24 protein-coding genes are annotated in these 25229 nt (G+C 71.9%); 6 read left to right on the top strand and 18 right to left on the bottom strand.

What is annotated here, in order from left to right; translation table 11 throughout:
- From E1281_RS06185 to E1281_RS06160, 6 genes are all read right to left on the bottom strand, one after another.
- On the bottom strand, nt 1–1001 hold a 1001-nt coding region (locus E1281_RS06185; RefSeq protein ID WP_165958805.1), incomplete at its 3' end, for an MMPL family transporter.
- Between the two features lie 116 nt (nt 1002–1117).
- A complete protein-coding gene (locus E1281_RS06180) occupies nt 1118–1762 on the bottom strand; it encodes an isochorismatase family protein (protein WP_131876169.1) in 645 nt (214 codons plus the stop codon).
- Nucleotides 1759–3657, bottom strand: coding sequence for a hydantoinase B/oxoprolinase family protein (locus E1281_RS06175; protein ID WP_131876168.1), 1899 nt, complete (start codon nt 3655–3657; stop codon nt 1759–1761). The genes E1281_RS06180 and E1281_RS06175 overlap by 4 nt, the downstream gene beginning before the upstream one ends.
- The gene (locus tag E1281_RS06170) at nt 3657–5717 is read right to left on the bottom strand and encodes a hydantoinase/oxoprolinase family protein (RefSeq protein ID WP_131876167.1); all 2061 of its coding nucleotides are present in this window, start codon (nt 5715–5717) and stop codon (nt 3657–3659) included. Before E1281_RS06170 ends, E1281_RS06175 begins: the two co-directional genes overlap by 1 nt.
- 27 nt (nt 5718–5744) lie before the next feature.
- Complete coding sequence (locus E1281_RS06165; RefSeq protein ID WP_131876166.1) at nt 5745–6968, bottom strand: CoA transferase; 1224 nt, start codon at nt 6966–6968, stop codon at nt 5745–5747.
- A 23-nt stretch (nt 6969–6991) separates the two neighbouring features.
- Entirely contained in the window at nt 6992–7648 is a 657-nt protein-coding gene (locus tag E1281_RS06160; protein ID WP_207943127.1) for a GntR family transcriptional regulator, read from the bottom strand.
- A gap of 127 nt (nt 7649–7775) precedes the next feature.
- Between E1281_RS06160 and E1281_RS06155 the strand changes: the two genes are divergently transcribed.
- Nucleotides 7776–8672, top strand: coding sequence for a hydroxymethylglutaryl-CoA lyase (locus tag E1281_RS06155; protein ID WP_131876164.1), 897 nt, complete (start codon nt 7776–7778; stop codon nt 8670–8672).
- A 509-nt stretch (nt 8673–9181) separates the two neighbouring features.
- Here E1281_RS06155 and E1281_RS41085 read toward each other — a convergent pair.
- From E1281_RS41085 to E1281_RS06135, 4 genes are all read right to left on the bottom strand, one after another.
- Nucleotides 9182–9331 carry a hypothetical protein gene (locus E1281_RS41085; RefSeq protein WP_207943126.1) on the bottom strand — a complete coding sequence of 50 codons (150 nt, stop codon included), beginning with the start codon at nt 9329–9331 and terminating at the stop codon, nt 9182–9184.
- Between the two features lie 109 nt (nt 9332–9440).
- Nucleotides 9441–10019 carry a dihydrofolate reductase family protein gene (locus tag E1281_RS06145; RefSeq protein WP_131876163.1) on the bottom strand — a complete coding sequence of 193 codons (579 nt, stop codon included), beginning with the start codon at nt 10017–10019 and terminating at the stop codon, nt 9441–9443.
- Between the two features lie 121 nt (nt 10020–10140).
- Nucleotides 10141–10929, bottom strand: a complete 789-nt coding sequence (locus E1281_RS06140) for an NAD(P)-binding domain-containing protein (RefSeq protein ID WP_131876162.1) — start codon at nt 10927–10929, stop codon at nt 10141–10143.
- A gap of 19 nt (nt 10930–10948) precedes the next feature.
- On the bottom strand, nt 10949–11530 hold the full coding sequence (locus E1281_RS06135; RefSeq protein ID WP_131876161.1) for a dihydrofolate reductase family protein: 582 nt from the start codon (nt 11528–11530) through the stop codon (nt 10949–10951).
- A 152-nt stretch (nt 11531–11682) separates the two neighbouring features.
- On the opposite strand from E1281_RS06135, the gene E1281_RS06130 reads away from it, so the two are divergent.
- On the top strand, nt 11683–12198 hold the full coding sequence (locus E1281_RS06130; protein WP_131876160.1) for an Lrp/AsnC family transcriptional regulator: 516 nt from the start codon (nt 11683–11685) through the stop codon (nt 12196–12198).
- A gap of 101 nt (nt 12199–12299) precedes the next feature.
- Nucleotides 12300–13859 (top strand): FAD-binding oxidoreductase, encoded by a 1560-nt coding sequence (locus E1281_RS06125; protein WP_131876159.1) that lies wholly within the window; start codon nt 12300–12302, stop codon nt 13857–13859.
- Here E1281_RS06125 and E1281_RS06120 read toward each other — a convergent pair.
- Entirely contained in the window at nt 13856–14455 is a 600-nt protein-coding gene (locus tag E1281_RS06120) for a DUF1707 domain-containing protein (RefSeq protein ID WP_131876158.1), read from the bottom strand. The genes E1281_RS06125 and E1281_RS06120 overlap by 4 nt on opposite strands.
- Before the next feature lie 62 nt (nt 14456–14517).
- Here E1281_RS06120 and E1281_RS06115 point away from each other — a divergent pair, with 62 nt between their 5' ends.
- Together E1281_RS06115 and E1281_RS06110 are read left to right on the top strand one after the other, a co-directional pair.
- On the top strand, nt 14518–15291 hold the full coding sequence (locus E1281_RS06115; protein WP_207943125.1) for a hypothetical protein: 774 nt from the start codon (nt 14518–14520) through the stop codon (nt 15289–15291).
- Between the two features lie 42 nt (nt 15292–15333).
- Entirely contained in the window at nt 15334–16167 is an 834-nt protein-coding gene (locus tag E1281_RS06110; protein WP_131876157.1) for an SMI1/KNR4 family protein, read from the top strand.
- Between the two features lie 24 nt (nt 16168–16191).
- Here the strand turns inward: E1281_RS06110 and E1281_RS06105 are convergent, their stop codons facing one another.
- From E1281_RS06105 to E1281_RS06085, 5 genes are all read right to left on the bottom strand, one after another.
- A complete protein-coding gene (locus tag E1281_RS06105) occupies nt 16192–18039 on the bottom strand; it encodes a sugar phosphate isomerase/epimerase and 4-hydroxyphenylpyruvate domain-containing protein (RefSeq protein WP_131876156.1) in 1848 nt (615 codons plus the stop codon).
- 97 nt (nt 18040–18136) lie between these two features.
- Nucleotides 18137–19144, bottom strand: coding sequence for a DctP family TRAP transporter solute-binding subunit (locus E1281_RS06100; protein WP_131876155.1), 1008 nt, complete (start codon nt 19142–19144; stop codon nt 18137–18139).
- Nucleotides 19145–19180: 36 nt separating this feature from the next.
- Nucleotides 19181–20455: a TRAP transporter large permease gene (locus tag E1281_RS06095; RefSeq protein ID WP_131876154.1), complete on the bottom strand. Its 1275-nt coding sequence runs from the start codon at nt 20453–20455 to the stop codon at nt 19181–19183.
- Nucleotides 20452–21036 (bottom strand): TRAP transporter small permease, encoded by a 585-nt coding sequence (locus tag E1281_RS06090; RefSeq protein ID WP_243716645.1) that lies wholly within the window; start codon nt 21034–21036, stop codon nt 20452–20454. Before E1281_RS06090 ends, E1281_RS06095 begins: the two co-directional genes overlap by 4 nt.
- Complete coding sequence (locus tag E1281_RS06085; protein ID WP_131876152.1) at nt 21033–22043, bottom strand: alcohol dehydrogenase catalytic domain-containing protein; 1011 nt, start codon at nt 22041–22043, stop codon at nt 21033–21035. The genes E1281_RS06090 and E1281_RS06085 overlap by 4 nt, the downstream gene beginning before the upstream one ends.
- A 167-nt stretch (nt 22044–22210) precedes the next feature.
- Between E1281_RS06085 and E1281_RS06080 the strand changes: the two genes are divergently transcribed.
- A complete protein-coding gene (locus E1281_RS06080; RefSeq protein WP_243716644.1) occupies nt 22211–23227 on the top strand; it encodes a LacI family DNA-binding transcriptional regulator in 1017 nt (338 codons plus the stop codon).
- Nucleotides 23228–23264: 37 nt separating this feature from the next.
- Here the strand turns inward: E1281_RS06080 and lhgO are convergent, their stop codons facing one another.
- Nucleotides 23265–24464: an L-2-hydroxyglutarate oxidase gene (lhgO, locus tag E1281_RS06075; RefSeq protein WP_131876150.1), complete on the bottom strand. Its 1200-nt coding sequence runs from the start codon at nt 24462–24464 to the stop codon at nt 23265–23267.
- Between the two features lie 68 nt (nt 24465–24532).
- Nucleotides 24533–25225: a TetR/AcrR family transcriptional regulator gene (locus E1281_RS06070; RefSeq protein ID WP_131876171.1), complete on the bottom strand. Its 693-nt coding sequence runs from the start codon at nt 25223–25225 to the stop codon at nt 24533–24535.
- Between the last annotated feature and the right edge of the window lie 4 nt (nt 25226–25229).

Here is a 25229-nt window from a genome sequence, read left to right as displayed (position 1 = left end):
GGCCAGTACGCCGCGCGGCCGAACAGGGCCAGCACCGCGGGCAGGTAGGTGAGCGCGCTCAGCAGCGCGCAGGCGATGCCGAGGGCTCCGACCGGTCCGAGGGCCCGGTTGTTGGACAGGTCGCTGAGGAGCAGGGCGAGCAGGCCGAGGGCCACGGTTCCGCCGCTGGCGACGATGGCGCCGGCGGACCGCCGCCACGCGGTCTGCACGGCCGCCAGCCGGTCGGTCCCGAGGGCGAGTTCCTCCCGGAACCGGGCCGACAGCAGCAGCGCGTAGTCGGTGGTGGCGCCGATCACCAGGATCGACAGGATGCCCTGCACCTGGCCGTCCACCGTCACCAGGTCGTTCCTGGCCAGGTGGTAGGCGATCGCGCTGGCGAACCCCAGGGCGAACACCGCGCCGAGGATGATCAGCAGGGGGAGGAGCACGCTGCGGTAGACCAGCAGCAGGATCACCAGCACGACGCTGAGGGCGACGAGGACGAGCATGGTGTCGATGCCGGCGAAGGCGTCGGAGAAGTCCGCCTGGGTGGCGGCGGGCCCGCCCACATGAGCGCTGGCCCCCGGCACCTGCTCCGCCGTCTCGCGGATGCGGTCCACGATTTCGGGGCTTTCCTCGCCGGCCTCGGAACCGACCTGCACGACACCGCTCAGCGCCGCCCCGTCCTGCGACGGAATGACCGGGGAGGGGGGACCCGAGATGAACGGGTCGCCCTGGAGCGAGGCCAGCGCGCGGCCCGCCGCCTCCCGCTGGTCCGGTGAGATGCGGCCGTCGCGGGCCTCCCACACGACGATGGCCGGGATCGTGTTCCCCTGCTGGAACGCGTTCTGCTGCTCAAGCACCCGCGTCGATTCGGCGCTGCTCGGCAGGAACGAGGACTGCTCGTTGGTGGCGACCTCACCGAGCTTCCCCGCGTACGGGCCGAGCGTGCCGCCGATGCCCAGCCAGACCAGGGCCAGGACGACCGGAACGACCCAGCGTGCGGCTCGTGGTGTGGACATACCCTTCCCAGTCGGTCGCGTGGAGGCGGGTGCGCTCTCGTGGATTTCCCCCAGCCGGCGATCGAAACGCGAAGAGGCGGCCGCCCCGCTACGGGACGGCCGCCTCCTCCTCGTCGTCAGGACTCCGAGGTCGCCGTCTTGATCGTGGTGAGGGCCTGGTCGAGGGAGAGGACGTCGGCGTACTTGGCCCCCAGGTCGAGCAGGTTGGCCTCGTGCAGGCGGCGGTCGCGGTCACCGCACGCCTCGTCCACCACCAGCGGGCGGAACCCGTTCTGGAGGGCGTCGGTCGCGGTCGCCCTGATGCACCCGCTGGTCGTGAGACCGCAGATCAGCAGGGTGTCGATGCCGGACGAGGTCAGCGTGGCCGCCAGCGACGTCCCGTGGAACGAACTGGCGTACTGCTTGGTGACCACGGTCTCCCCCGGCTCGGGCACGGCCCCCTCGGCGAAGTCGCCGAGGGGACTGCCCTCCTCGAACACGTGCAGCGCGGGCACCTTGCGGGCGAACAGGCCCCCGTCGGCGCCCCCGGGCTGCAGGACGACCCGGGTGAACAGCACCGGCAGGCCGGCCGCCCGCGCCGCCTCGATCAGGTCGACGGACGCGGCGACCGCGCCCTCGACCGGGGCGCGCAGCGGCGAGCCGTCCACCAGGTAGGCGCGGGCCAGGTCGACGACCAGCACGGCGGGCGAGTCGCCGCAGCCGAGGCTCGCGCCGAAGCCGGAGCCGCGGTAGTCCTCCGCGAGATCCTTCGCCCCGCTCATCGGCGGCCCCCGAGAGCGGCGGCGGAGCGGACGTCGACCGGCGGGCTCGGCGCGGGCAGGCCGGTCTCCTCCTCGCAGCGGGCGAGGATCTCCTCCAGCGGCGGGCCCATGTCGAACACGGGGATCTCGGGCCGTTCGGCGGTCATCGTCGCCCGCAGCGACTCGGTGGCCCCCTCGTCGAGCTCGCCTTCGGCGGTGCAGACGACGCCGTAGTCGCGGGCGCCCTCGGCGGTCACCAGCCCGCGCCGCACCTCCAGCGCGACCTGATCGGCGGGACGGGCCAGCGGGTCGCCCCATCCGCCGCCGCCCCACGTGACGAAGTGCAGCACGTCGCCGGGGGCGACGACCACGTCATGGATCTTGCTGGGCAGCACCTCGCGGGTCCCGTCGGCCCGGTCGATCCACTTGCGGCCCCGCTCCCCCGGACGCCCGCCGTTCACGCCCCACGGATAGGTGAGCCAGCGGTCGTCGTGGATCGCGATCGTGCCCGGCTCCTCGAAGCAGTACGCCACGTCCACGCCGTTGCCGCCGCGGTGCAGGCCCGCGCCGCCGGAGTCGGCGATCGTCTCCCACCGCTCGATGCGCAGCGGGTAGTACGACTCCAGGTACTCGCAGGGGATGTTGACGAACGACGGCCACAGCGAGTGCCCGTCCGGGCCGTCCCCGACCGGGCGTCCCGGGACGCCGCCGAACCCGATCGAGTACAGCTGGAACCACTCGCCCTCGCGCGGGCCCGAGGTGTAGTGCCCCGAGTACATGAAGTGCGGCGAGGACGAGAACCCGGCGGCGTTCAGGATCTCCGGGTTGGTCTGCCCGAGCAGCCCGCCGAACAGGTCGAACACCCGGCCGATGCCGTGGTTGCGGGCGTTCAGCGCCGCGGGGTGGCGCGGCTTCCAGAACGAGTCCTCGGGGATCGTCACGTCGATCAGCGGATAGAAGCCGTCGTTCCAGAGGATCTGCGGGTCGGCGACGGTGATCACGTAGATCCCGAAGAACATCCGGACGAGGTTCTCGTTGATGAAGTAGTTGACCGGTCCCACGGCCTGCGGCGCGGCGTGCGAGAAGTCCAGGTGGATCTTCTCTCCGTGCCGGGTCAGCGAGATCTTCAGCTCGTAGGGGCCGTAGCCGCAGCCGTCGTCGCAGATGTAGTCGGCGAACTCCAGCGTCTGGCCGTCCTCGAACAGCGTGGCCAGCAGGACCTTCATGGCCTTGTAGTTGCGGTCGAGCAGGTCGTCCAGCGCGGACAGGTACGTCTCGGCGCCGAACCTGTCGCACAGCTCGGTCACCCGGCGGGCGGCGGTGGTGCAGGCGGCGGTCAGCCCGTTCAGGTCGGCGCGGTTCCAGTCGGGCATGCGGACCTGGTTGAGGATGATGCTCAGCGCCGCCTCGTTGAGCACGCCGCCCTCGTACAGCTTGAAGGGCGGGACGATCACGCCCTCCTCGTAGATCGTGCGGGCGTCGGCGGGCATCGAGCTGGGCGTCTTGCCGCCGACGTCCGACATGTGGCCGAACATCGAGGCCCAGCCGACGAGCCGGCCCTCGTGGAAGATCGGCACGACCAGCAGCCAGTCGTTGGCGTGGCTGATCGCCGCGCCGCACGCGTACGGGTCGGACGTCATCAGGATGTCGCCCTCGCCGATCGTCCCGTCGAAGTTCTCCAGGAAGTCGGGGACGGAGAGGCCGAACTGGCCGACGACCATCTTGCCGTCCGGGTTCGCGATCAGCGGGAACTCGTCGTGCTGCTCGCGGATGCCCGGGGACAGCGCGGTGCGGAAGAGCACCTCGTCCATCTCGTACCGCGCGTTGCGCAGCGCGTTCTCGATGATGTCCAGGGTGACGGGGTCGATGTCCACCCGGCCGATCGGCTCGGTGTTGGTCTGCAGGATCTCGGCCATCAGCGCTCCTCGGTCGGACGGATCACCAGGCTGCCGCTGGGGTGCACGCTCGCGGCGTGCCCCGGCAGCACGAGCGTGGTGGAGTCCATCTCGACCACGATGGCCGGTCCGGTCACCACGTCCCCGGCGAGCAGTTTGGAACGGTCGAAGATGCGGGCGGGCGTGGTCGCGCCGTCCATCCACACCTCGGTCTCGCGGACCAGCGCCGCGGACGGGTCGCCGGTCCCCTCGGGCAGCGTGCGCCAGGCGACCTGGGGGCGGGGGCCGCTGACGGTGACCCGCAGGTTGATCACCTCGCGCTCGTTGTCGAGCAGGAAGGAGAACAGCCGCTTGTGCTCGGCGTCGAACGCGGCGCCCAGCTCCGCCAGCAGGTCGCCGTCGACGGCCTCGCGGTCCATCTCGACGGGGATCTCGAAGCCCTGCCCGTGGTACCGGAGGTCGACCTGGTAGCTCTGGGTCTGCGTGTCGCGCGGCACGCCCTCCGCCTCCAGCCGGGCGGCGGCGGAGTCGGCGAGTTCGTGGAGCGCGGTGCGCAGCTCGGCGTCGTCGAGGGTGGAGAACCGGCGCACCATCGTCCGGGCGGCCTCGTCGCGGGCGCAGGTCGTCGCGTCCCCGTAGGCGCAGAGCACGCCGGGCGAGGGCGGGACGATCACCGGCCAGGAGCCGGTCAGCCGGCCGAGCGCGTTGGCGTGCAGCGGACCGGCGCCGCCGAACGACACGAGCGCGAAGTCGCGGGGGTCGAAGCCCTGCTGGACGCTGATCAGCCGCAGCGCGCCGAGCATGTTCTCGTTGACGATGTCGACGATCCCCGCCGCCGCGGCCTCCACGCTCGGCAGCCCCATCGCGTCGGCGACGCCGCGCACGGCCTTGCGGGCGGCCTCGACGTCCAGCGAGATCTCCCCGCCCGCGAGGTCCTGCGGCAGGTGGCCGAGGACGACGTTGGCGTCGGTGACGGTCGGCTCGGTGCCGCCCGCCCCGTAGGCGGCCGGGCCCGGGTCGGCGCCCGCCGACTGCGGCCCGACGCGCAGAGCCTTGGTCAGCTCCGGCACGTGCGCGATCGAGCCGCCGCCCGCGCCGACCGTGCGGACGTCCACGCTCGTCGCCCGGACGGTCAGGTCCCCGACGCTCGTCTCCCGCCCGATCCGCGGCTTCCCGCCGAGGACGAGCGCGACGTCGGTGGACGTCCCGCCCATGTCGAAGGTGAGGAAGTCGCGGTGGCCGGCCTGCTCGGCGAACCACACCGCCCCGGTCACGCCGCCGGCGGGGCCCGACAGCAGCAGCGCCACCGGGTCCTCGGCGGCCTTGGCGGCCTGGGTGAGCCCGCCGTCGCTGCGCAGCACCGACAGCGGCGCGGTGATCCCGCTGCCGGTCAGCGACCGGTCGAGGTTGCTCACGTACCGGGACACCTCGGGCTGCACGTAGCTGTTGGCCACGGTGGTGACGGTGCGCTCGTACTCGCGCATCTCCGGCAGGACGTGGCTGGACAGCGACACCGGGATCCCGGGCAGCACCTCGGCGGCCAGCTCGGCGACCCGCCGCTCGTGCGCGTCGCTCGCGTACGAGTTGATCAGCGCGACGGTCAGCGCCTCGATCCCGGCGCCGGCCAGCCTGCGCAGCTCGGCGCGGACGCGGTCCTCGTCCAGCGGGGCGACGACCCCGCCGTCGGCGCCGATGCGGCCGGGCACCTCGACGGTGTGCTCCAGGCGGGCGAGCGGCTCCGGTTTCGGCCAGATGATCCAGCCGGCCAGGCCGCCCGGCACGTACGACCGGGCGATCTGGAGGACCTGCCGGAACCCCTCGGTCGTCACGAGGCCGACCCGCGCGCCCCTGCCCTGGAGGATCGCGTTCGTCGCGACCGTGGTGCCGTGCAGGACGTGCGCCACCTCGGTCAGGTCGATCCCGGCGTCCCGGCACACCTTGCGGATGCCGTTGAGGACGCCCTCGGACTGGTCGGCGGGGGTGGAGGCCGTCTTCGCCCGATGGCTGACGCCGGTCTCCTCGTCCACGAGCAGCACGTCGGTGAACGTGCCGCCCACATCAACGCCTAGGCGATATCCCATAGGGGCCTCCCGATGGTGGTGAAGGTGTCAGATGACTCCGCGCTCCGACAGCGCGCCGATCTCGTCCCGCTTCAGGTCCAGGAGGCCGCCGTAGACCTCCTGGTTGTGCTCGCCGAGCCCCGGGCCGGGGTGCCGGACGGCGCCGGGCGTCTCGCTGAGCTTGGGGAACGCGTTGTGCATCGGCAGCTCGCCGAAGTCGGGGTGGGCGAGCCGCACGATCGCGTCGCGGGCGGCGAAGTGCGGGTCGTCGAACATGTCCTTGGCCGTGTAGATGCGGCCCGCCGGGACGCCGTTCTCGTGGAGGATCTCCAGCAGGTCGGCGGTCTCGATCCCGGCCGACCACGCGGAGATGATCTCGTCCAGCTCGTCCATGTTCGCGCCGCGGGCGGCGTGCCCGGCGTAGCGCTCGTCGTCGCTCAGCTCCGGGCGGCCCATCGTCTTGGCGAGCCGGGCGAAGACGGTGTCCTGGTTCGCGGCGATGAGGATCATCTCGCCGGACGCGGTCGGGTAGACGTTGCTGGGCGACACGTTCGGCAGGACCGAACCGGTGCGTTCACGCTGGTAGCCCGCCACGGACCACTCGGGCAGCAGCGACTCCATCATCGCCAGCACCGCCTCGTAGATGGCCGAGTCGACCACCTGGCCGCGTCCCGTCCGGGTGCGGTTGTGCACCGCCACGAGCGTGCCGATCGTGGCGAACACCGCGGCGAGCGAGTCGCCGAGCGAGATCCCGGCGCGGGACGGCGCGTTGCCCGGATCGCCGGTCACGTACCGGATGCCGCCCATCGCCTCACCGATCGAGCCGTACCCGGCGCGCGGAGCATAGGGCCCGCTCTGCCCGAAACCGGAAACCCGCACCAGCACCAGCCCGGGGTTGGCCTCGCGGAGGCTCTCGAAGTCCAGGCCCCAGCGCTCCAGCGTCCCGGGGCGGAAGTTCTCCACGACGATGTCGGCCTCGGCGATGATCCGGCGGGCGAGGTCCTGGCCCTCCGGGGTGCGCAGGTTGCAGGTCACCGACTTCTTGTTGCGGGCGACGACCGGCCACCACAGCGACTTTCCGTGCGGCTTCTCCCGTCCCCACTGGCGCATCGGGTCACCGGCGCCCGGCGATTCGAGCTTGATCACCTCGGCGCCGAAGTCGCCGAGGAGCTGCCCGCAGAACGGGCCGGCGAGCAGCTGGCCCATCTCCACGACGCGCAGGTCGGAGAGCGGGCCTCGGGCGTCCTGTGCGGCGCCGTCTTGCGTGGACATCTGGCGGGTCCTCGTTTCGTGTGTCAGTCGTGTTCGGGGAGCGCCGGTTCGGTGCGGGCGGCGCGCAGCAGCACCGCCTTCGCGGCGAGCACATGGGCCCGCGTCACGGACTCGGCCCAGGTGCCGTCCCCCGCGCGGAGGGCGGTGACCAGCTCGCGGTGGTGGGCGAAGCTGCGGCCGAGGTCGTCCGGCGAGTAGCGGTGGAAGGTCCGCATCACCAGCGGAAGCTGCGTGACGGTGTTGAGCATGGACACCAGCCGGGCGCTGGCGGCCGCGGCGCGGACGATCCCGTGGAACTCGGCGTTCAGCTCGGCGACCTGGTCGAGGTCCTGCGCGTCGCCCGGCTCGGCGGCCTCCTCGATGAGGTCGCACAGCTCCGCCATCCGGTCGATGTCCTTGGGCTCGATCCGGTCGGCGGCCCGCCGGGCGGCGGCGGCCTCCAGCAGCATCCGCAGGTCGTAGATCTCCTCCAGGTCGTCGGGCGTCCAGCCCGGGACCCGCGCGCCGCGGTGGGGCAGGATCTCCACGAGCCCCTCGACCTCCAGCTTGCGCAGCGCCTCCCGGACCGGCGTCCGGCTGGAGCCGGTGGCCTCGGCCAGTTCGGCCTCGCCGATGCGCGCCCCGGGCGGGTGGACGCCGTCCAGGATGTCGGCGCGCAACCGCGTGTACACACGGTCCACGGCACGGACCATCCGAACCTCCCCCGGGTCGATTGCATGCAACATAAGCAATGAAGGTCGCTTGACACAAGCGGTGACCTGAGTAAATTCGTCATATCGCCCACGGATTGCATACAAGGGGAGCCAGATGCCGGACGTCGAAGTGATCGAGGTGGGACCCCGCGACGGGCTGCAGAACGAGTCCGCGATCCTCCCGACCGCCGACAAGGTGCGCCTCATCGAGCGCAGCATCGCCGCCGGGCTCCGCCGGATCGAGGCCGTCAGCTTCGTCAACCCCAAGCGGGTCCCCCAGATGGCCGACGCCGAGGCGGTGATGGAGGCCCTCCCCCGTGTCGACGGCGTCAGCTACGCGGGCCTGGTCCTCAACCCGCAGGGCCTCGGCCGCGCCGTCGCGACCAGCGTCGACGAGATCAACGTCGTGGTCGTGTCGACCGACGAGTTCAGCCTGCGCAACCAGGGCTGCACGGTCGAGAGGGGCATCGCCAACTGGGGCCTCATCGCCGAGAAGGCCCACGAGGCCGGGCTCTACCGCACGGTCACCCTCGCCGCCGCGTTCGGCTGCCCGTTCGAGGGCGAGGTCCCCGCCGACAAGGTCCTCGACATCATCCGCCGGATCATCGAGAACGGGCCACCGGACGAGATCTGCATCGCCGACACGATCGGCGTGGGCGTCCCCGCCCAGGTCCGCACCCTCCTGGAGGGCGCCAGGGGGATCGCTCCGGACATCCCCCTGCGCTGCCACTTCCACAACACCCGCAACACCGGCTACGCCAACGCGATGGCCGCCCTGGACCACGGCGTGAGCGCCCTGGACGCCAGCACCGGCGGTTTCGGCGGCTGCCCCTTCGCCCCCGCCGCGACAGGCAACATCGCCACCGAAGACCTCCACTACATGCTCGACCGCACAGGCATGGACACCGGCATCGACCTGAGCACGGTCACCGAAACCGCAGCCTGGCTATCCGACCGCCTGACCAACCCGGTCCAGGCCCTCCTGGGCCGAGCCGGCCCCTTCCCCGCGTAGTCCGTCCACCCGGCACGTTCACGCACCCACGACGCGCCGCCGCGTCCTTGATCAGGCGACGCGGCGTATTCTGCGTCCGTGGAAATGCGCTTCGGGTCACGCGAGTCCGACTCGCCGTGGATCGACACCGTCTGGACCTGCACGAGCGAGCAGGTCACGGAGATGACGTCCGTGGCGGGGGTGCGCTGGGGGCTGGTGTTCTGGGAGCAGGACGGCCGGGCGTACACGAGCATCACTGGTCCCGAGACCCGCACCGGCATGGCGCCGGTGCCGGAGGGCGCGAACTTCACGGGTATCGAGTTCGCGGTGGGGACCTCGTTGCGGGCCGTGCCCACATCGGCGCTGGTCGACGCGGGCGTCGAGCTTCCCGACACCACGCGCCGGACGTTCCGGCTGGACGGCGCGCGGTGGGAGACGCCCGGCCCCGACGACGCCGAGGCCCTGGTCGGGCGTCTCGTCCAGGCCGGCATCGTGGTCGGTGACCCGCTCGTCGCCGAGGTGCTGCGGGGTCACCGCCCGGACGTCTCGGGGCGCACGGTCGAACGCCGGTTCCGCGCCGCGACCGGGCTGACACGGGGCGCCATCCGGCAGATCGAGCGGGCCCGCACGGCGGCGGGGCTGCTGGCGGCCGGTGATCCGGCCGCCACCGTCGTCGCCAAGCTCGACTACTTCGACGAACCGCACCTGGCCCGGGCTGCGCTCCTACGTCGGACGGACCGTCGGGCAACTGCGCAAGGGCGCCGGCGGCGCGATCGGCCTCGACCTCGATCAGCGCTCGACGCCGTAGACCAGCTTCAGGATCCCGTTCGGGTAGCTCTCCGACTCCCGGAGCTTCAGCATGTGCTTGTCGCGGTCGGCCCGCCCGAACAGGCTCTTCCCGGCACCGAGCAGTACGGGGAAGACGAGCAGGTTGTACCGGTCGATCAGGCCCGCGTCCGACAGCCGCCGGGCCAGCTCCGCGCTCCCGTGGATGAAGATCGCGCCGCCCTCGCCCTCCTTGAGCGCGGCGACGTCCTCGGTCGAGCGCAGGATCGTCGTCGGCCCCCACCCGTCGACAAGGGCGTCGTCGGCCAACGTGGTCGACACCACGTACTTGGGCAGTTCCTTGTAGTCGGCGTGGTCCTCCGAGCCGGGCCAGACCGCGGCGAACGCCTCGTAGCTGCGGCGTCCGAACATCAGCGCCGTCGTGTCGGCGAGCTCCTCGGCCTTCAGCGACCAGGCTTCCGGGACGAACTCGAGGTCCTTGAACACCCAGCCGCCGCTGCGGTGCTCCTCCTCCGGCCCGCCGCCGGGGGAGTCCACAACACCGTCGAGCGACATGAAACCGGTGTAGACCAACTCACGCATAGTGCCTTCTCCTCATGTTCGGGCGAGCTACCAGGCTCACACTAGAACGGGGACGCGGCGCCGTCTTGGACGGAATCGACACCGGGCCCAGCACGCATGCCAGGGCGTCTCACCAGCGCCCTCACACGGACGGGTTCTCAAGGTCGGTGAGGAGTTCATCGAGGGCCTTGGTGAGGGCTTCGGCGTTGGCCGGAGTGAACCATGTGGTGCGGATGCGTTCGTTGCTTCCCTTCGGGGTCTCGTGGTCGGCGGCGAGCCGGTGCAGGGAGCGGGTCTCGTCGGTCAGGGCGCGGCCGACTCCCAGGAAGAGGCTGCGGACGTAGTCGCCAGCGTCGCCGGAATCGATGCCGTGGCCGACGGCCCACGAGGTGAGCGTGGCGAGATACGCGTAGTGCGTGGTCAGCGTTCCCGTCAGCGCGGAGAGAACGTTGAAGGCCGCCTCGTCCTCGACCGGGAGCACCCCGCCCAAGCGCTCGAAAAGGGAGTTCACCGCAGGGTGCGACGGGTAGGTGACCGTGATCGAGCGGCGTTCGCGTACGGCAGGCAGGGGGATGGCCCGTACCAGCGGGGCGTCGGTGGCCAGTGTCCGGCGCAGGTCATCGATGCCGACGCCCGCCATCACGTTGACGACTGGCTTGCCGGGGTCCACCCTCAAGCCGGCGAGTGCGTCGTGCCGGTCCTCGCGGCGCACGGCGATGACCACCACCTCGGAACGGTCGATCACCTCCTGATTGCGGGCGCACACCCGCACGCCCTCGAAGCGCTTGGCCAGGTTCGCGACCGTGCCCGCCCCCCGAGGGGAGAGGAACACCTCCGGCGACGTGCGGGCCCCGTCGCACAGGCCCGTCACGATGGCCCGGCCGATCTCGCCGACTCCGATGATGCCGATGCGCTTCACTGCGTCCACCATCCCAGCGTCACCGACCGGTTCAGCGGCGGATGCGGTAGCGGATGTGGGTGGCCTCCGGTGTGTCGATCACCCGGACGATGTCCAGCTCCACGCGCGACGGCAGCACGTCGAACAGCCGCCGGCCACGGCCGAACAGCACCGGGACCAGATGGATCCGCACCTCGTCCAGCAGCCCGGCCTCGATCGCCCGCTGCGCCGTGTAGGCGCCGATCACGTGCACGTGCCGGTCTCCGGCGGCCTTGGCCTGTGCCATCGCGCTCTCGATCCCTTCGGTCACGTAGGTCACCAGCGGATGGTCCGCCACGGACGGGGCGGGCGGCCGATGGCTGGCCACGAAGACCGGGATCCCCTGACCGTGGTGATCACCACCCCAGTGATCGACCTGCTCCGCGGTGCGCCGTCCCGCCAGGACCGCGCCGGCCGCCGCCATTTCGCCGAGCACCTCACCGGCCTGACCGGACCGGTGGAATTCGCCCTCCGGCGTGAGGCCCCATTCGTGCAGCCGGGCGAAGCCGTCACCCCCGGGGTTGCCGGGCTTGTCGTCCGGGCCCGCGATATACCCGTCGAGCGACATCGACATGTCAAGCACTGAAACCGCCATGACCTGCTCCCCTCCTCCAAGTCGCGGCTCCGTCGCAACGTCCAGATCCATGCGCGCCGCCTTTGCTCGGGTGCTTCCAGGCCTGGCCGAGGCTAATCGAACTCCCGATCGAAGCGATTGAGAATTCTTGTGCCGCAACGCAATAATCTTGCGTGCCCGAATCACCGCCACCGCAGCTGGACGAAATCGACGCCCTGTTGCTGGACCTGCTCCAACACGACGCCGGACGTACCCTGCACGACCTCGGCGAACAGGTCGGGCTCTCTCTGAGCGCCGTCCAGCGGCGGATCGCCCGCTATCGCAGGGACGGCCTCATCGCCAGGCAGGTCGCCGTGCTCGACCCGCACCGCTTCGGTCCCACCGTCCTGGCCGTGGTCCTGGTGACCCTGAACCAGGAGTCGTTCGAGCATCACGACGCCTTCGCCGAACGGCTGCTCGCGAGCCCGCAGGTCCAGCAGTGCTACCGGGTCGCGGGCCCGTGGGACTACGTGGTCGTCTTGGCCGCGCGGAGCACGCGGGAGTGCGGCCGTCTCGGCGATCGCCTGTTCAAGGCGGACGACAACATCAAGCGTTACGAGACCCTGGTCGTCTTCGACACCGTCAAGACCGGGCTGGCCCTCCCACTTCCCGCGCCCCAGCCCCCTCGCCCACAGGACAGGCGGCCATAAGGCCATCCTCCACAGCGGCCGGGTCGAGGACCTCCGGGACGGCGCTCACCCGGTCGGCATGGCAGGCTGCCCTCATCCTGGAAGCGCGGTGAGGAGCGGTGATGGGGCGGTCGTGGTGGGGTTGGGGCAATGTCGAGGACGCGGTGCGGGGGAAGGAGCTGGATGCCCTGCTCTCGCGGGTGCGGGCGCTGACGTCCGGGGAGCTGGTCGGGCATGAGGCGCCGGACGTCGACGCGCTCGGCCTGGCCGCCTCCCGGGTTCGGGCGCCGGAGGCGCTTGCCGGGTTGTGTTCCGATGAGCCGGGGGATCGTGCTGCGCACGCGCATGGGAAGGCCTTCCGGGACGTGGTGCGCAACCTGCATGGGAATCTGCGGCATGTGCCGGATCTCGTTGCCCGGCCTCGCGACGAGCGTGACCTTGTCGACCTGCTCGACTGGTGCGGGCGGGACGGGATCGCCGTGATCCCCTATGGCGGTGGCAGTTCGGTGGTCGGGGGCGTCGAGCCGCGGTTCGACGACCGCCCGGTGGTCACCGTCGATCTTGAGCGGCTGGACCGGGTGGTGGAGATCGACCCGGTCAGCCGGGCCGCTCGCATCCAGGGCGGGGTGTTCGGGCCTCATCTGGAGGAGCAGCTCCGGCCGCACGGGCTGACGCTGCGGCACTTCCCGCAGTCGTTCGAGTTCTCCACGCTCGGCGGCTGGCTCGCCACCCGGTCCGGTGGGCACTACGCGACGCTCTACACCCACATCGACGACATGGTCGAGTCGATGCGCGTCGTCACGCCGAGTGGGGTGAGCGAGTCACGGCGGCTGCCGGACTCCGGCGCCGGGCCGTCCCCCGACCGGCTCTTTCTCGGTAGTGAGGGCGCCCTGGGGATCATCACCGAGGCGTGGATGCGGGTGCAGGAGCGTCCGCGATGGCGGGCCAAGGCGTCGGTGCGGTTCGCCGACTACGGCGCGGCGGTGGCGGCGACCCGGGCGGTCGCGCAGAGCGGGTTGTATCCGGCGAACTGCCGGCTGTTGGACGCCGCCGAGGCGCTGATCAACACCGGGGTCGCCGTCGAGGGCGGTGTGCTGCTGCTCGCGTTCGAGTCCGCCGATCATCCTGTGCAGGCGTCGCTGGACCGGGCGTTGGAGCTGTGCCGGGACCACGGCGGCGAGGTCCGGGACGAGTCCGGTGGGGCGGGCACGGGCGACACCTGGCGGTCGTCGTTCCTGCGGATGCCCTACCAGCGGGACGCGCTGGCCAGGCACGCGATGATCGCCGAGACCTTCGAGACCGCGTGCACCTGGGACCGGTTCGAGGAGCTGCACGGCGCCGTCACCGAGGCGGCGCGGAGGGCGATGCAGGAGGTCGCGGCGGACGGTGTGGTGACCTGCCGGTTCACCCACGTCTACCCGGACGGGCCCGCGCCGTACTTCGGCGTCTACGCGTCCGGCCGCTGGGGCAGCACCGTCGCGCAGTGGGACGAGATCAAGGCCGCCGTGTCCGAGGCGATCGCGGCGAACGGCGGCACGATCACCCATCATCACGCGGTCGGCCGCGATCACCGCCCCTGGTACGACCGGCAGCGGCCCGACCCGTTCGCCGCCGCGCTGACCGCAGCGAAGACCGCCCTCGACCCGGCCGGGATCCTGAACCCCGGTGTCCTGATCCCTTAGCGCGGTGCCTGCCAGCGGGTGGCAACCCGTCCGTGCCGCATCCGGCCCACCAGGCGGACGTGCAGCGTCGCCGGTGTGCCGTCGCCCGCGTCGCTGGTGATCTCCAGGGAGCCGTGCCGTACCGACAGGTCGTTGGCGTCCACCACCATGTCCGGCGCGAGGACCAGTTCCACGTTGCCGCCGTTCACCCGCAGGTCGATGACCAGCTCGGGTGCGCTGCGCACGGCGTTGGTCAGGTCCAGCATCACCTCGCACCACGCGGTGCGCAGCGCCAGCCGGTGGGGCAGCGTCCACCGGCCTTCGCGGCGCACCGGGCCGTGGCGTTCTTTGATGGTGAGCCGTTCGGGGGCCGGCTCGGCCAGTGTCCCGGCGGACGGGGGTGCGAGTGCGCCGCCGCCCGGCGCCGCGATCAGGTCGGCGACGAGGGGGGTCAGCGCCTCGATGGTGCGGGCGGCCAGGGCCGCGTCCAGCCGCTCGTCGAACTCGACCGGGTCGAGGCGGCCGTCGGCGACGGCGGCGCGCAGCAGTTCGATGACCCGATCGCGGTCAGCGTCAGACGCGCGCTGCGCGGGTGGTCTGGGCGGGTCTGCCGACATCCGTCCTCCTTGGCGGCGAGCTGCCGACCCAGTTTCTCATCTGCCGTCCCTAACTTCGCGCCATGATCTTTGGAAACGCCACCCTGCCGACCGGCTCCGGCAACGCGGCGGCACCGGCCGCCGCGCCCCGGCCGCCGTCCCCCCTGCGGCGTCCGCTGCTGGTCGCCGTCGGCGCGACCGCGTTGCTGCTCGCCGTGGATTTCGCCCTCCGGGCCTACCACGAGTACGTCGAGCCGATCCCCGCCCTCAGGCGGCTGTTCAACATCGGGTCCGAGGGCAACCTCGCCACCTGGTGGAACAGCACGCTGTTGCTCTCGGTGGCGGGCATGGCGGTCCTCGCCGCGCTGCTCACCGGCCCCGGCGCCAGGCCGGGACGCCTGTCGTGGCTCTCGCTCGCCGCCGCCGCGGCCTGGCTGAGCATCGACGAGACCGTGCAGGTCCACGAGCGCCTCGCCGGGCTCGGCAAGCAGTGGGCGAACGGCGTCGGCATGTCCCTGCCGACGTTCGCGTGGGTGCTGCCGGGTGCGGTGATGGCCCTGTGCGGCGTGGTGGCGGCCGTGCTGTGGGCCCGCGGCCTGCCGCGCGACCAGCGCGTCGGCCTGCTCTCGGCACTGGCCGTCTACATCTCGGGCGCGCTCGGTGTGGAGGCCGTCAACGGATGGATGAACAGGCAGGGGGCCGACGCGGTCTACGCGCTCGGCACGAGCCTTGAGGAGGGCATGGAGATGGGGGCGTGCCTGCTGGCCGTCGCCGTCCTCGCCCGCATCGTCGTCTTCGGGCGGGAACCCGAGTCCGGTCGCGTCGTCGCGCATCTGCGGCCGACCCCTTTGCCATGATCGGCCCCGTGATGCCCCTCTCGGGTGCTTGAGTGACTTCCCATGGACCGCGAGGAACTGACAGCGACCGTGCACCGCCTCATGGAGGCGAAGGCCGGTGACCTGACATGCGCGCAGCCGGGACACGGGGACGGGCACACGTGCGTGCTTGTCTCCGACGACGGCATCGGCGCCGAATTCGGCAGGTGGTACCCCGGTGTGTACTGGAGGGGCGAGCCGCCGATGGACCTCCCGGACGGGCACGACTGGGACCACGCCTGGGCACACGGCATGCGGGCGGTGGCGGTCGGGCAGGACGCGGAGGACCGCCTGGTCGTCGCCGTCGCGAGGCGGACCATCCCGGAGCCGGTCGAGCCGCCCGCGGAGCTGACGTGGGTGGAGCGGCTGGTCGCGGTCACGGGCGGGCCGTCGTCGCCCGTCCCCGCGCCCGACTGGGGCGCGGTCGAGACGCGGCTCGGCACACCCCTGCCGGACGACTACAGGCGGCTCGTCGAGACGTTCGGCTGCGACGGCGATTTCAACGGGTTCTTCAATGTCTTCCACCCCGAGGAACTCATCTGGCACACCGAGTACCACGCCGGCGACGACCTGGCGTTCGGCGGCGATCATCCGCCGTTCCCGGCCCCGGGCGGGCTGATCCCCTGGTCGAACAACGAGCACGAGCAGAACTACTTCTGGATCACCGAGGGCTCCGACCCCGACCGGTGGCCCGTCTACGCCGTGGACAGCCTCGACGAGGGCAGCCGCTTCGACTGCACGGCCACCGAGTTCCTGTATCGGCAGATGACCGACCAGAAGCACCCGTTCCACACCGCCGCGGAGAACGTCCGCGGGCACTGGTTCCTGGAGCGCTCCCGGAAGAGCGCCCCGGCCTGAGATGAAAGCGGGATGAAAAGGCTCTCATCTTCGTTCGGACCGGTCGAGGCGGTTCTTGGAGTGGGCGGCGCGGTGGGCGGCCATGCGGACGGGGGCGTTGGCGGTGCCGTAGCCGGTGTAGCCGGACGACCGCTGGACGATCTCGAAGAAGACCCGCGACCCCAGGATCTCGGTGCAGAGGTGGAAGTACTCGGCGTCGCCGTCCCGGTCGTAGAAGACGTTGTGCTCGCGTAGGGCGGCGAGCAGGCCGGGGTCGGGGGCGAGCCGGGCGTCCAGGTCGTCGTAGTAGTTGGCGGGGACCTCCAGGACCGGCGCGCCGCGATCCCGGAGGGCCCGTGCGGTGCGGAAGATGTCGTCCGTCGAGAACGCCACGTGCTGGGGGTCGGGGACGGCCGGGGCCCACGCGCCGCGGCGGAGCACGGTGCCGTCGAGCAGGAGGCGCAGCCTGCGGCCGGGGTCGGAGACGGCCCGGCTGCGGACGAGCCCGAACGGCGCGGCGAGCTCGGCGTCGTGCTCGGGCGCGAGGCCGAACAGGGAGCGGTAGAACAGCGTCGCCTCGTCGAAGGCGTCGAAGGGCTGCGACAGGGCGAGGTGGTCGATCGCGGTGACGCCCGTCCGGTCCGGGCCCGGTGCGCCGGAGAGGATGAAGTCGCCGAGCCAGCCGTCCGCGGCGCCGGTCCGGCAGAAGAAGACGGCCGTGCCGTCCGGGGCGGCCACCGAGGTCAGGTCGGCCTCGGCCGCGCCGCGGGTCCTCGGCAGGACGGGGGCCAGCAGCGCGGTGGCGCGCCGCGCCGCGCGCTCGGGGTCGCCGGTCTCGACGGCGAACGCGCCGATGGCGGCCCGGGGCGCGCCGGTGGCGTTGAGCAGGACGCGGGCGTCCCCCCGCTGCCAGAGCTGCACGGGTTTCGACCGGTGCTGCCCGACATGGGCGAACCCGGTGGCGGCCAGCGTCCGGGCCACCTCGGTGCCGGACTCGGCGTCGACCGCCAGTTCCACGAAGGCGAAGCCCTCCGGGGCGGGTGCGGGCGGCGGGGCCCGGTGGGCCGCCGTCCCGGAGGCGGCGCGGACGAGCCCCTCCTCCAGGACGGTCAGGGAGCGCATCGCGTCGACGGCCGCGCGGTCGGGGGGCGCCTGCCGGAAGACGTCGTTGAAGACCTCCAGCGACAGCGGGCCCGGGTACCCGGCCGCGAGCACCTTCGAGGTGAAGCCGACGAGGTCGAAGGCGCCCTGTCCGGGGAAGAGCCGGTGGTGGCGGCTCCACTGGAGGACGTCCATGCGCAGATGCGGGGCGTCGGCGAGTTGGAGGAAGAAGAGCTTCTCGGCGGGGAACTCCGTGATGCCCGCGATGTCGCCGCCGAGTGACAGCACATGGAAACTGTCGAGGCACAGGCCCAGCGCGGGGTGGTCGGCCCGCAGGACGAGGTCCGCCGAACGCTCCCACGTCCGGACGAACTTTCCCCAGGCCAGCGCCTCGTAGGCGACACGGAGACCGTGGTCGGCGGCGAGGTCGGCGAGGTCGCGCAGTTGCCGGGCGGCCAAGGCGTCGTCGTCGACGGCCTCGGGCGCGACCGACGAGCACACCAGGACGGCGCCGGCGCCCAGCCGCCGCGCAAGCGCGAACTTGTGCCCGGCCCGGCGCAGGTTGCGCCGGTGCAGCTCCTCCGGGACGGCCTCGAAATCGCGGAACGGCTGGTAGAGGTCGACGGCCAGCCCGAGCCCCGCGCAGCGTTCGGCGATCTCCTCGGGGCCGAGCGGGCACGCGAGCAGGTCGTTCTCGAAGATCTCGACGCCGTCGAATCCGGCGGCGGCGGCCGCGACCAGCTTGTCCTCCAGCGTGCCTGACAGGCACACGGTCGCGATCGAGCGTCGCATGGCGTTCCCTCCCATTCCCGGGGCGGCCGGTCTCACGTCCATGCCCGGCTCGCCGGGCGCCGCACGGGCGGGCCTCGGCGAGCCGGGCGCGGGCGGGTCAGGAAGCGGTGGAGCGGATCGACGTGAACAGTTCCGCCTGCTCGCCTTCGAGGTTCTCGGTGAAGTACTTCCTGGCCTTGTCGGAGAACGCCTTGGTGTCGACGTCGTCGACGATCGTCGGCTCGCCCTTGCTCTTCCACTCGGCGACGATCTTCGCCTCGTCCTGCTCGATGCACTTCCGGTTGGCGGCCCGGGTGTCCTTGACGGCCTTCTGGAGTGCCTGCTGCTGCTCGGACGAGAGCTTCTTCCAGGTCTCCTCGTTGATGACGATGAGCTGGGAACCGGTCTGGTGACCGGTGAGGCTGACGTGGCTCTGGACCTCTTCGAGGCTCTTCTCCGCGATCGTCGGGATCGGGTTCTCCTGCCCGTCGATCGTCTTGCGCTGGAGGCTGAGGTACAGCTCCTCGAACGCGACCGCGGTGGGCGTGGCGCCGACGGCCTTGGCGTTCTCCAGGTAGATCTTGGAGTCGGGGAACCGCATCCGCAGGCCCTTGAGGTCGTCGGGCTTGCGGATCGCCTTGTTGGCGGAGAAGTGCCGCATCCCGAAGTACCAGACGCCCAGGACGCGGGTGCCGGTCGCCTTGCCGAACTCGTCCTTCAGCTCGGTGCCCTGCTGCCCGTCGAAGAAGGCGAACAGGTGGTCCGGCCCGTCGAACACGTAGGCCATGTCCAGGACGCCGATGGGCGCGTAGGCCCCGGCCAGCGCGGACGATCCCTGCACGTCCATGTCGAGGTCGCCGGACCTGACGGAGGTGAAGCGCGTGTCGTCGTTGCCGAGCTGGCTGTTGGGGAAGGTCTCGACCGTCACGCCGAGGTCCCGGCCGTTGACCGTGTCGGCGACGGCCTTGATCCCGCAGCGGGTGTGCGGGTGGTTGTCGGTGTAGCTGTTGGCGAAGGACAGCTTGACGTCTCCTCCGTCGTCTCCGCTGTTCATCGCGGCGCAGCCCGTCGCCAGGACGGCCGCCGTGGTCAGGGCCAGCAGTGCTTTGTGGGGGGTTTTCGGCATGTGCCTTGCTCCTCACAGGGGGTGGGGGTCGAGTCGCTACAGGCCGAGCAACTTGGGCAGGAAGGTGACGATCGAGGGGACGAAGGTCACCAGCATCAGGACGACCAGGAGCGGGAGCAGGAACGGAAGGGTGCCGCGGAAGACCTCGTGCACCGGCATCCGCGCGACGGGGCTCATGACGTACAGGACCGCGCCGATCGGCGGCGTGAGCAGCCCGATCATCAGGTTCATGATGATGATCACGCCGAAGTGCATGGGGTCGACGCCGAACTCGGCGGCGATCGGCAGCAGGATCGGGACGGTGATCACCAGGACCGAGATGCCCTCCAGGATGGCGCCCAGCAGGATCATCAGCAGATTGACCAGCAGCAGGAAGACGACGGCGTTGTCGGTGAGGCCGAGCATCGTCTCGGAGATCTTCTGGGGGACCCGCTCGCGGGCGAGGATCCAGGCGAGCAGCCCGGACGCCCCGATGATCAGGGTGATCGACGCCGTGGTGGCGACGGTCTCCTTGGCGATGGTGAACATGTCCCGCCAGGCGATGCGGCGGTAGACGGCACCGAGGACGATCACGTACGCCGACCCCACCGCCGCGGCCTCCGTGGGGGTGAACCATCCGCCGAGGATGCCCCCGAGAATGATCACCGGGGCGCCGACCGGCCCCAGGACGCGCACCGCCGCCCGGCGCCACCGCTCCCAGGAGAAGGGGTCGCCGCGCAGGTCGTCCCGGCGGCGGACCAGGAAGGCGACCATGGCGGCCAGTCCCGCCGCCATGAGGAACGCCGGGGCGACCGAGGCCGCGAACAGCGCTCCCGTCGAGACGCCGGCGATGCCCGCGTAGACCACCGCCGGAATGCTGGGCGGCATGACCGGTCCGAGCAGGCTGGACGAGGCGCTGAGGCCGACGGCGAACCGCCGCGAGTACCCGTTCCGGACCATGTGGGGGATTTCGATCTTGCCGAGGCCGGCGGAGTCGGCGAGCGCCGAACCGCTCATCCAGGAGAACCCGAGGCTCACCCCGATGTTGACGTAGCCGAGGCTGCCCCTGATCCGGCCGAGGCAGGCGAGCGCGAACCCGAACAGCCGGTCGCCGATGCCGGCGTGGTTGGCGACGACGCCGAGGAGGATGAACAGCGGGACGGCCAGCAGCGGGAAGCTGTTGACCGCCTCGGTGGCCTGCCGGATGCTCAGGCCCGCCGAGTAGCCCTCGAACGAGACGTAGGTGAGGCAGGGGCCGAGCAGCGCGAACGCCACGGGGACGCGCAGCAGCAGGAGCACGGCGATGGCCGCGCCGAGCAGCGCCATGGTCATTTCGGCTGCCGCTCCTCTCGGTCGTCGGGGCCGGCGGGGCCGTCCTCGCCCGTCCCATCCGTCTCGTCTGTCTCGTCCCCGTCCGCCTCGGGTTCCGGGTGGAAGACGGCGACGACCGAGCGGACGGTGGTGAGCGCGAGTCCGGCGATCGGGATCACGTAGAAGAGGCGCATCGGCATGCCGAGCGAGGGCGAGGTCTGCCCGTCGTCGTCCATGACCAGGGCCCACGCCTCGTAGAGGAGGTTGAGGCAGACGATCGCGACCGTGATGTTGGCGGCGGCGCCGATGAGGCGCAGCAGCCGGGGCCCGGCCACGATGTCGATGAGCTTGAGGGTGATGTGGCCGTCGCGTGCCGCGAGGTAGCCGGCCATGGCGAAGGTGAGCCAGACGAAGGAGAACCGCGCGAGCTCACCGGTCCAGACCCAGCCGCCGCCGGGCAGGTAGCGCTGCGCGGCCTGCAGCAGCATCAGCGAGCCGATCACCGCGAGGAGGAGGGCGCCCGTGACCGCCTCGGCGAGGGACAGCGCCCTCAGGACGCGGCCGGGCCGGCGTCCCGGGGGCGACGCGGTGGCAGAGGTCATCGGTCGTCCTCCCCCCATCCGGACAGGTCGATCCAGGACTTGCCGGGGGCCGTCCGGGCCTCGGCGAAGGCGCGCTCGGCCTCCCACGGCGGGACGCCCGGCCGCAGCAGCCCGGCGAGCCGCGGTGCCGCGCCCGCGGCCGTCGCGACCGTCGCGGCGAAGTCGTCCGGGTGGTCGTAGATGAGGGAGCCGCGCACCTGGAGCTGCCGCCGCGTCAGCTCCATGGTCGACAGCCCCACCGGTTCGTTGCTCATGCCGATCACCATGACGGTTCCGCCGGTCGCGACCCGGTGCGCCGACGTCTCCCAGGCGGCGGGGACCCCGGCGGTGTCGAAGACGAACGGGAAGGAGCGCCCGTCCGCGGCGTCCGGCCCCGACGCGACGGGCTCGGCCCCGAGCCGCTCGGCGACCGCGACCCGGTCGGCGCGGGGGTCGGTGACGAACACGCGGGCCCCGGCCTCAAGGAGGGACAGGCAGGTGAGGAGGCCCTGCGATCCGGCGCCGACGACCAGGCAGTCGGTACCGGGGACCACCCCGGCCCGCCGGACCGCCGACCGCGCGACCGCAAACGGTTCGACGCAGGCCAGCACCTCGGAGCCGACCGGGTCCGGCAGCGGCCAGGCGAACCGCGCGGGGACGGCGACCCGCTCGGCCAGCAGCCCCGGCACCGTGATGCCGGGGCTCACCCTGTTCTCGCAGCCGGACGTCATGCCGCGCACGCACGGTGAGCAGGAGAAGCAGCAGTAGTTGGGCTCCACCACGACGTGCTGCCCGACATGGCGGTCGCGCACGGCCGAGCCGACGGCGACGATCCGTCCGCCGCCCTCATGGCCCGGCACCCAGGGCAGGGCGGGCGTGGGACGGGTGCCGTCGTGGACGCCGAGGTCCGACCCGCACAGCCCGACCGCGCTCATCGCGACGACCACGTCGTGGCGACCGGGCTCCGGCTCCGCCCAGGAGTCGACGACCTCCGTACGCCGGGGTCCCGTCAGGACGATTGCCCACATGAGATCCGTTCTTCGCTCGGGCGGCGGCGTTCCGCTGTGACCCCCGCCACATGTCTCGAATGTGTCGTTGACCCTAAAATCACTGTTCGGGGGATGGCAAGCGGTTGCCAAAACTTTCCATCATGGAAGACTGGGCCGGTGCGGCAGGGCGAGCGGAAGGTGGCCGGGTGGCGGACGGCAAGGCGGGCGGCGGGCGGCCGACGATCTACGACGTGGCGAAGGAGGCCGGGGTGTCGCCGTCCACCGTGTCGCGCGCGATGTCCAACCCCGGACGCGTCAACGCCACCACCGCGGCACGGGTGGCCGACGTCGCCGCCAGGCTCGGCTACCGCACGAACACCCTGGCCCGCGCGCTGCCCTCCGGCCGGACCGACACCCTCGCGCTGTTCGTCTCGGACATCACCAACCCCCACTTCTTCGGGGTCATCCGGGGCGCGGAGCACCAGGCGCGGGCCGCGGGCTGCACGCTCATCGTCGGCGACACCGAGGAGTCACCCGAGGTCGAGGCGCGCAACATCGAACGGCTCGGGCCGTCGGTGGACGGGTTCGTGATCGCGGCGAGCCGCATGTCCGACGAGGAGATCACCGGGCTCTCGGCCGGTCACCGGCTCGTCCTGATCAGCCGCGAGGTCGCGGACGTGCCCAGCGTCATCGTCGACCACGCCGAGGGCACCCGCCAGATCGTCGAGCACCTCGCCTCGCTGGGGCACCGCTCGATCGTCTTCCTCGGCGGACCGCCCCGCTCCTGGCTGGGTGCGCGCCGCTGGGAGTCCCTGGCGCCGGCCGCCGGCCGGCACGGCATCGCGGCCCGCCGGATCGGCCCCTTCCCCCCGACCATGGCCGGCGGCGCCGCCGCGGCCGACGCCGCGCTCGGGACCGGCGCGACCGCCGCGGTCGCGCACAACGACCTGCTCGCCATCGGCGTCCTGCGCCGCTGCGCGGAACGGGGCGTGTCCGTACCCGGCGACCTCAGCGTGGTCGGCTACGACGACATCTTCGGCGCGGACTTCTGCTCTCCCCCGCTGACCACGCTCGCGGGCCAGTTCGAGGAGTCCGGCCGTACCGCCGTCGACATGCTCCTGGCCATGCGCGACCGCCACGGCGTCCGCCCGCCCCGGGACCGGGTGATCCTCCCCTCCCACCTGGCCATCCGCCACTCCACCGGCCCCGCCCCCGAGCGCTAGGAGGCGTCCGTCTCCGGGTCGGGGCCGCGCGGTGCGGTCAGCCCTTGCCTTCGATGGCGTCGAGGATGTACTCGGCGATGGCCATGGACGAGGTCGCGGCGGGCGAGGGGGCGTTGCGGACGGCGGTGACCGGGCCGAGCCGGTGGACGCGGAAGTCGTCGACCAGGCTCCCGTCGGGGTCGAGTGCCTGCGCCCGCACCCCGGCCCCGGCGCGGACGACGTCTCCCGCCCCGATCTCGGGGACGTACCTCCGGGCCGCCTTCATGTAGGCGCGCCTGGACAGGGAGCCGTGCATCTCCCGGACGCCCGTGCGCCAGTGCCGCCGTGCCATGCGCCAGGTGCCGCCCCAGCCGGCGATGCCGCGCAGGTCGCGCAGCGACACGTCCGATCGGCGGTAGCCCTCACGGGCGAGGGCCAGGACGGCGTTGGGCCCCACCTCGACCTCGCCCGACACCCGCCGGGTGAAGTGCACGCCGAGGAAGGGGTAGCGCGGGTCGGGGACGGGGTAGATGAGGCCGCGCACCATGGGCGCCTTCTCCGGAACGATGGTCATGTACTCGCCGCGGAACGGGATGATCCGCGGCCCGGGGTCGTCGCCCGCCAGGCCGGAGACGACGTCGGCGTGGATTCCCGCGCAGATGATCAGGTTGTCGACCCGCACGGTCTCGTCGCCGGAGGCGACCTCCAGCCCGCCACCCACGCTCGTGATCCCGGTGACCGGAAAGGAGAACCGGATCTCGCCGCCCGCGGCGGCGATGTCGTCGGCGAACGACCGGGCGATCCGCGTGAAGTCGGTGATGGCGGTGTGCGGGGAGTGCAGCGCCGCCAGTCCCGTCGCGTGCGGCTCTATCTCGCCGATGCCCGCCGCGTCCAGGCGCCGCATGCCGGGGACGGCGTTCACGCCCGCCCGCGCCTCCAGGTCGTCCAGGCGGGCGACGTCCTCCGCGTCGACGGCGACGACGAGCTTGCCGCACTCGTCGTAGGGAAGCCGCCGTTCCGCGCAGTACTCGCGCAGCATGGCCTTGCCCCGCGTGCACAGTTCCGCCTTGAGACTGCCGGGCTTGTAGTAGATGCCCGCGTGGACGACACCGGAGTTGTGCCCCGTCTGGTGGACGGCGACGCGGTCCTCCTTCTCCAGGACGACGACCCGCGTCCCCGGTCGCCGCCCGGCGATCTCCCGGCCCAGCGCGAGCCCGATGATGCCCGCCCCGACGATGCCGGTGACCTCGTCAGCCATACATGTGCCCGCCCGTCGGTACTTTCCTCCAAGTATGGCGGGCGTTCTCCCTCAGGCCTGCTCAGGGGTCATCCGGCCTCGTGACCCGGAGGACGGGTGACGGGGTCGATCCGGGGCGTGCCCGGTTCCAGCATGGGGACGAGGAACCGCTGGGCGACCGCGGCGAGCTGCTCGTCGTCGTCGAGGTCGATGAGGTGGCTGGGGATCGCGAGGAAGGAGGCGGAGATCCGGACCATCATCTCGGCCACGAAGTCGGTGTCCAGGTCGTCCGACACGTTGCCCGCGCGTTGCTCCTGGCGGAGCTGCCCCGCGACGAACCGGCCCACGGTCGCGAGCGTGCGCCCGCCGTCCCCGATCATGGACGGCACGACCAGGTCCGGTTCCGTCTCCATCAGGCCGCCGATCAGGGGGTTGCGCCGGATGGCGCGCAGCGAGCTGACGAACCCCAGCACCACCCGGTCGGCGGCGGTCTCGGCCTGCTTGATCTCGACGAGGAACCGGTCGAAGTACCGGCGGAACTCCCGCCGCACCACGTGCTCGATCACCGCATCCTTCGTGGCGAACCGCCGGTAGACGGTGATCCGCGAGATGCCGGCGCGCCGGGCCACGTCCTCCATCGTGGACCGCTGGAGGCCCATCCGGGAGAACTGCTCGTAGGCCGCGTCGAGTATCCGAGCACGGGTCTCGTCCATCTCGTCGACCTGTTCGACGGCGTCGACGTACGCGCGTTCCAGCAGCGAATCCGGGCCGGAGTCGGCCATGAGC

Source organism: Actinomadura sp. KC345 (assembly GCF_004348515.1).
Classification (GTDB): domain Bacteria; phylum Actinomycetota; class Actinomycetes; order Streptosporangiales; family Streptosporangiaceae; genus Spirillospora.
This window is presented reverse-complemented; position numbering and strand designations above follow the sequence as displayed.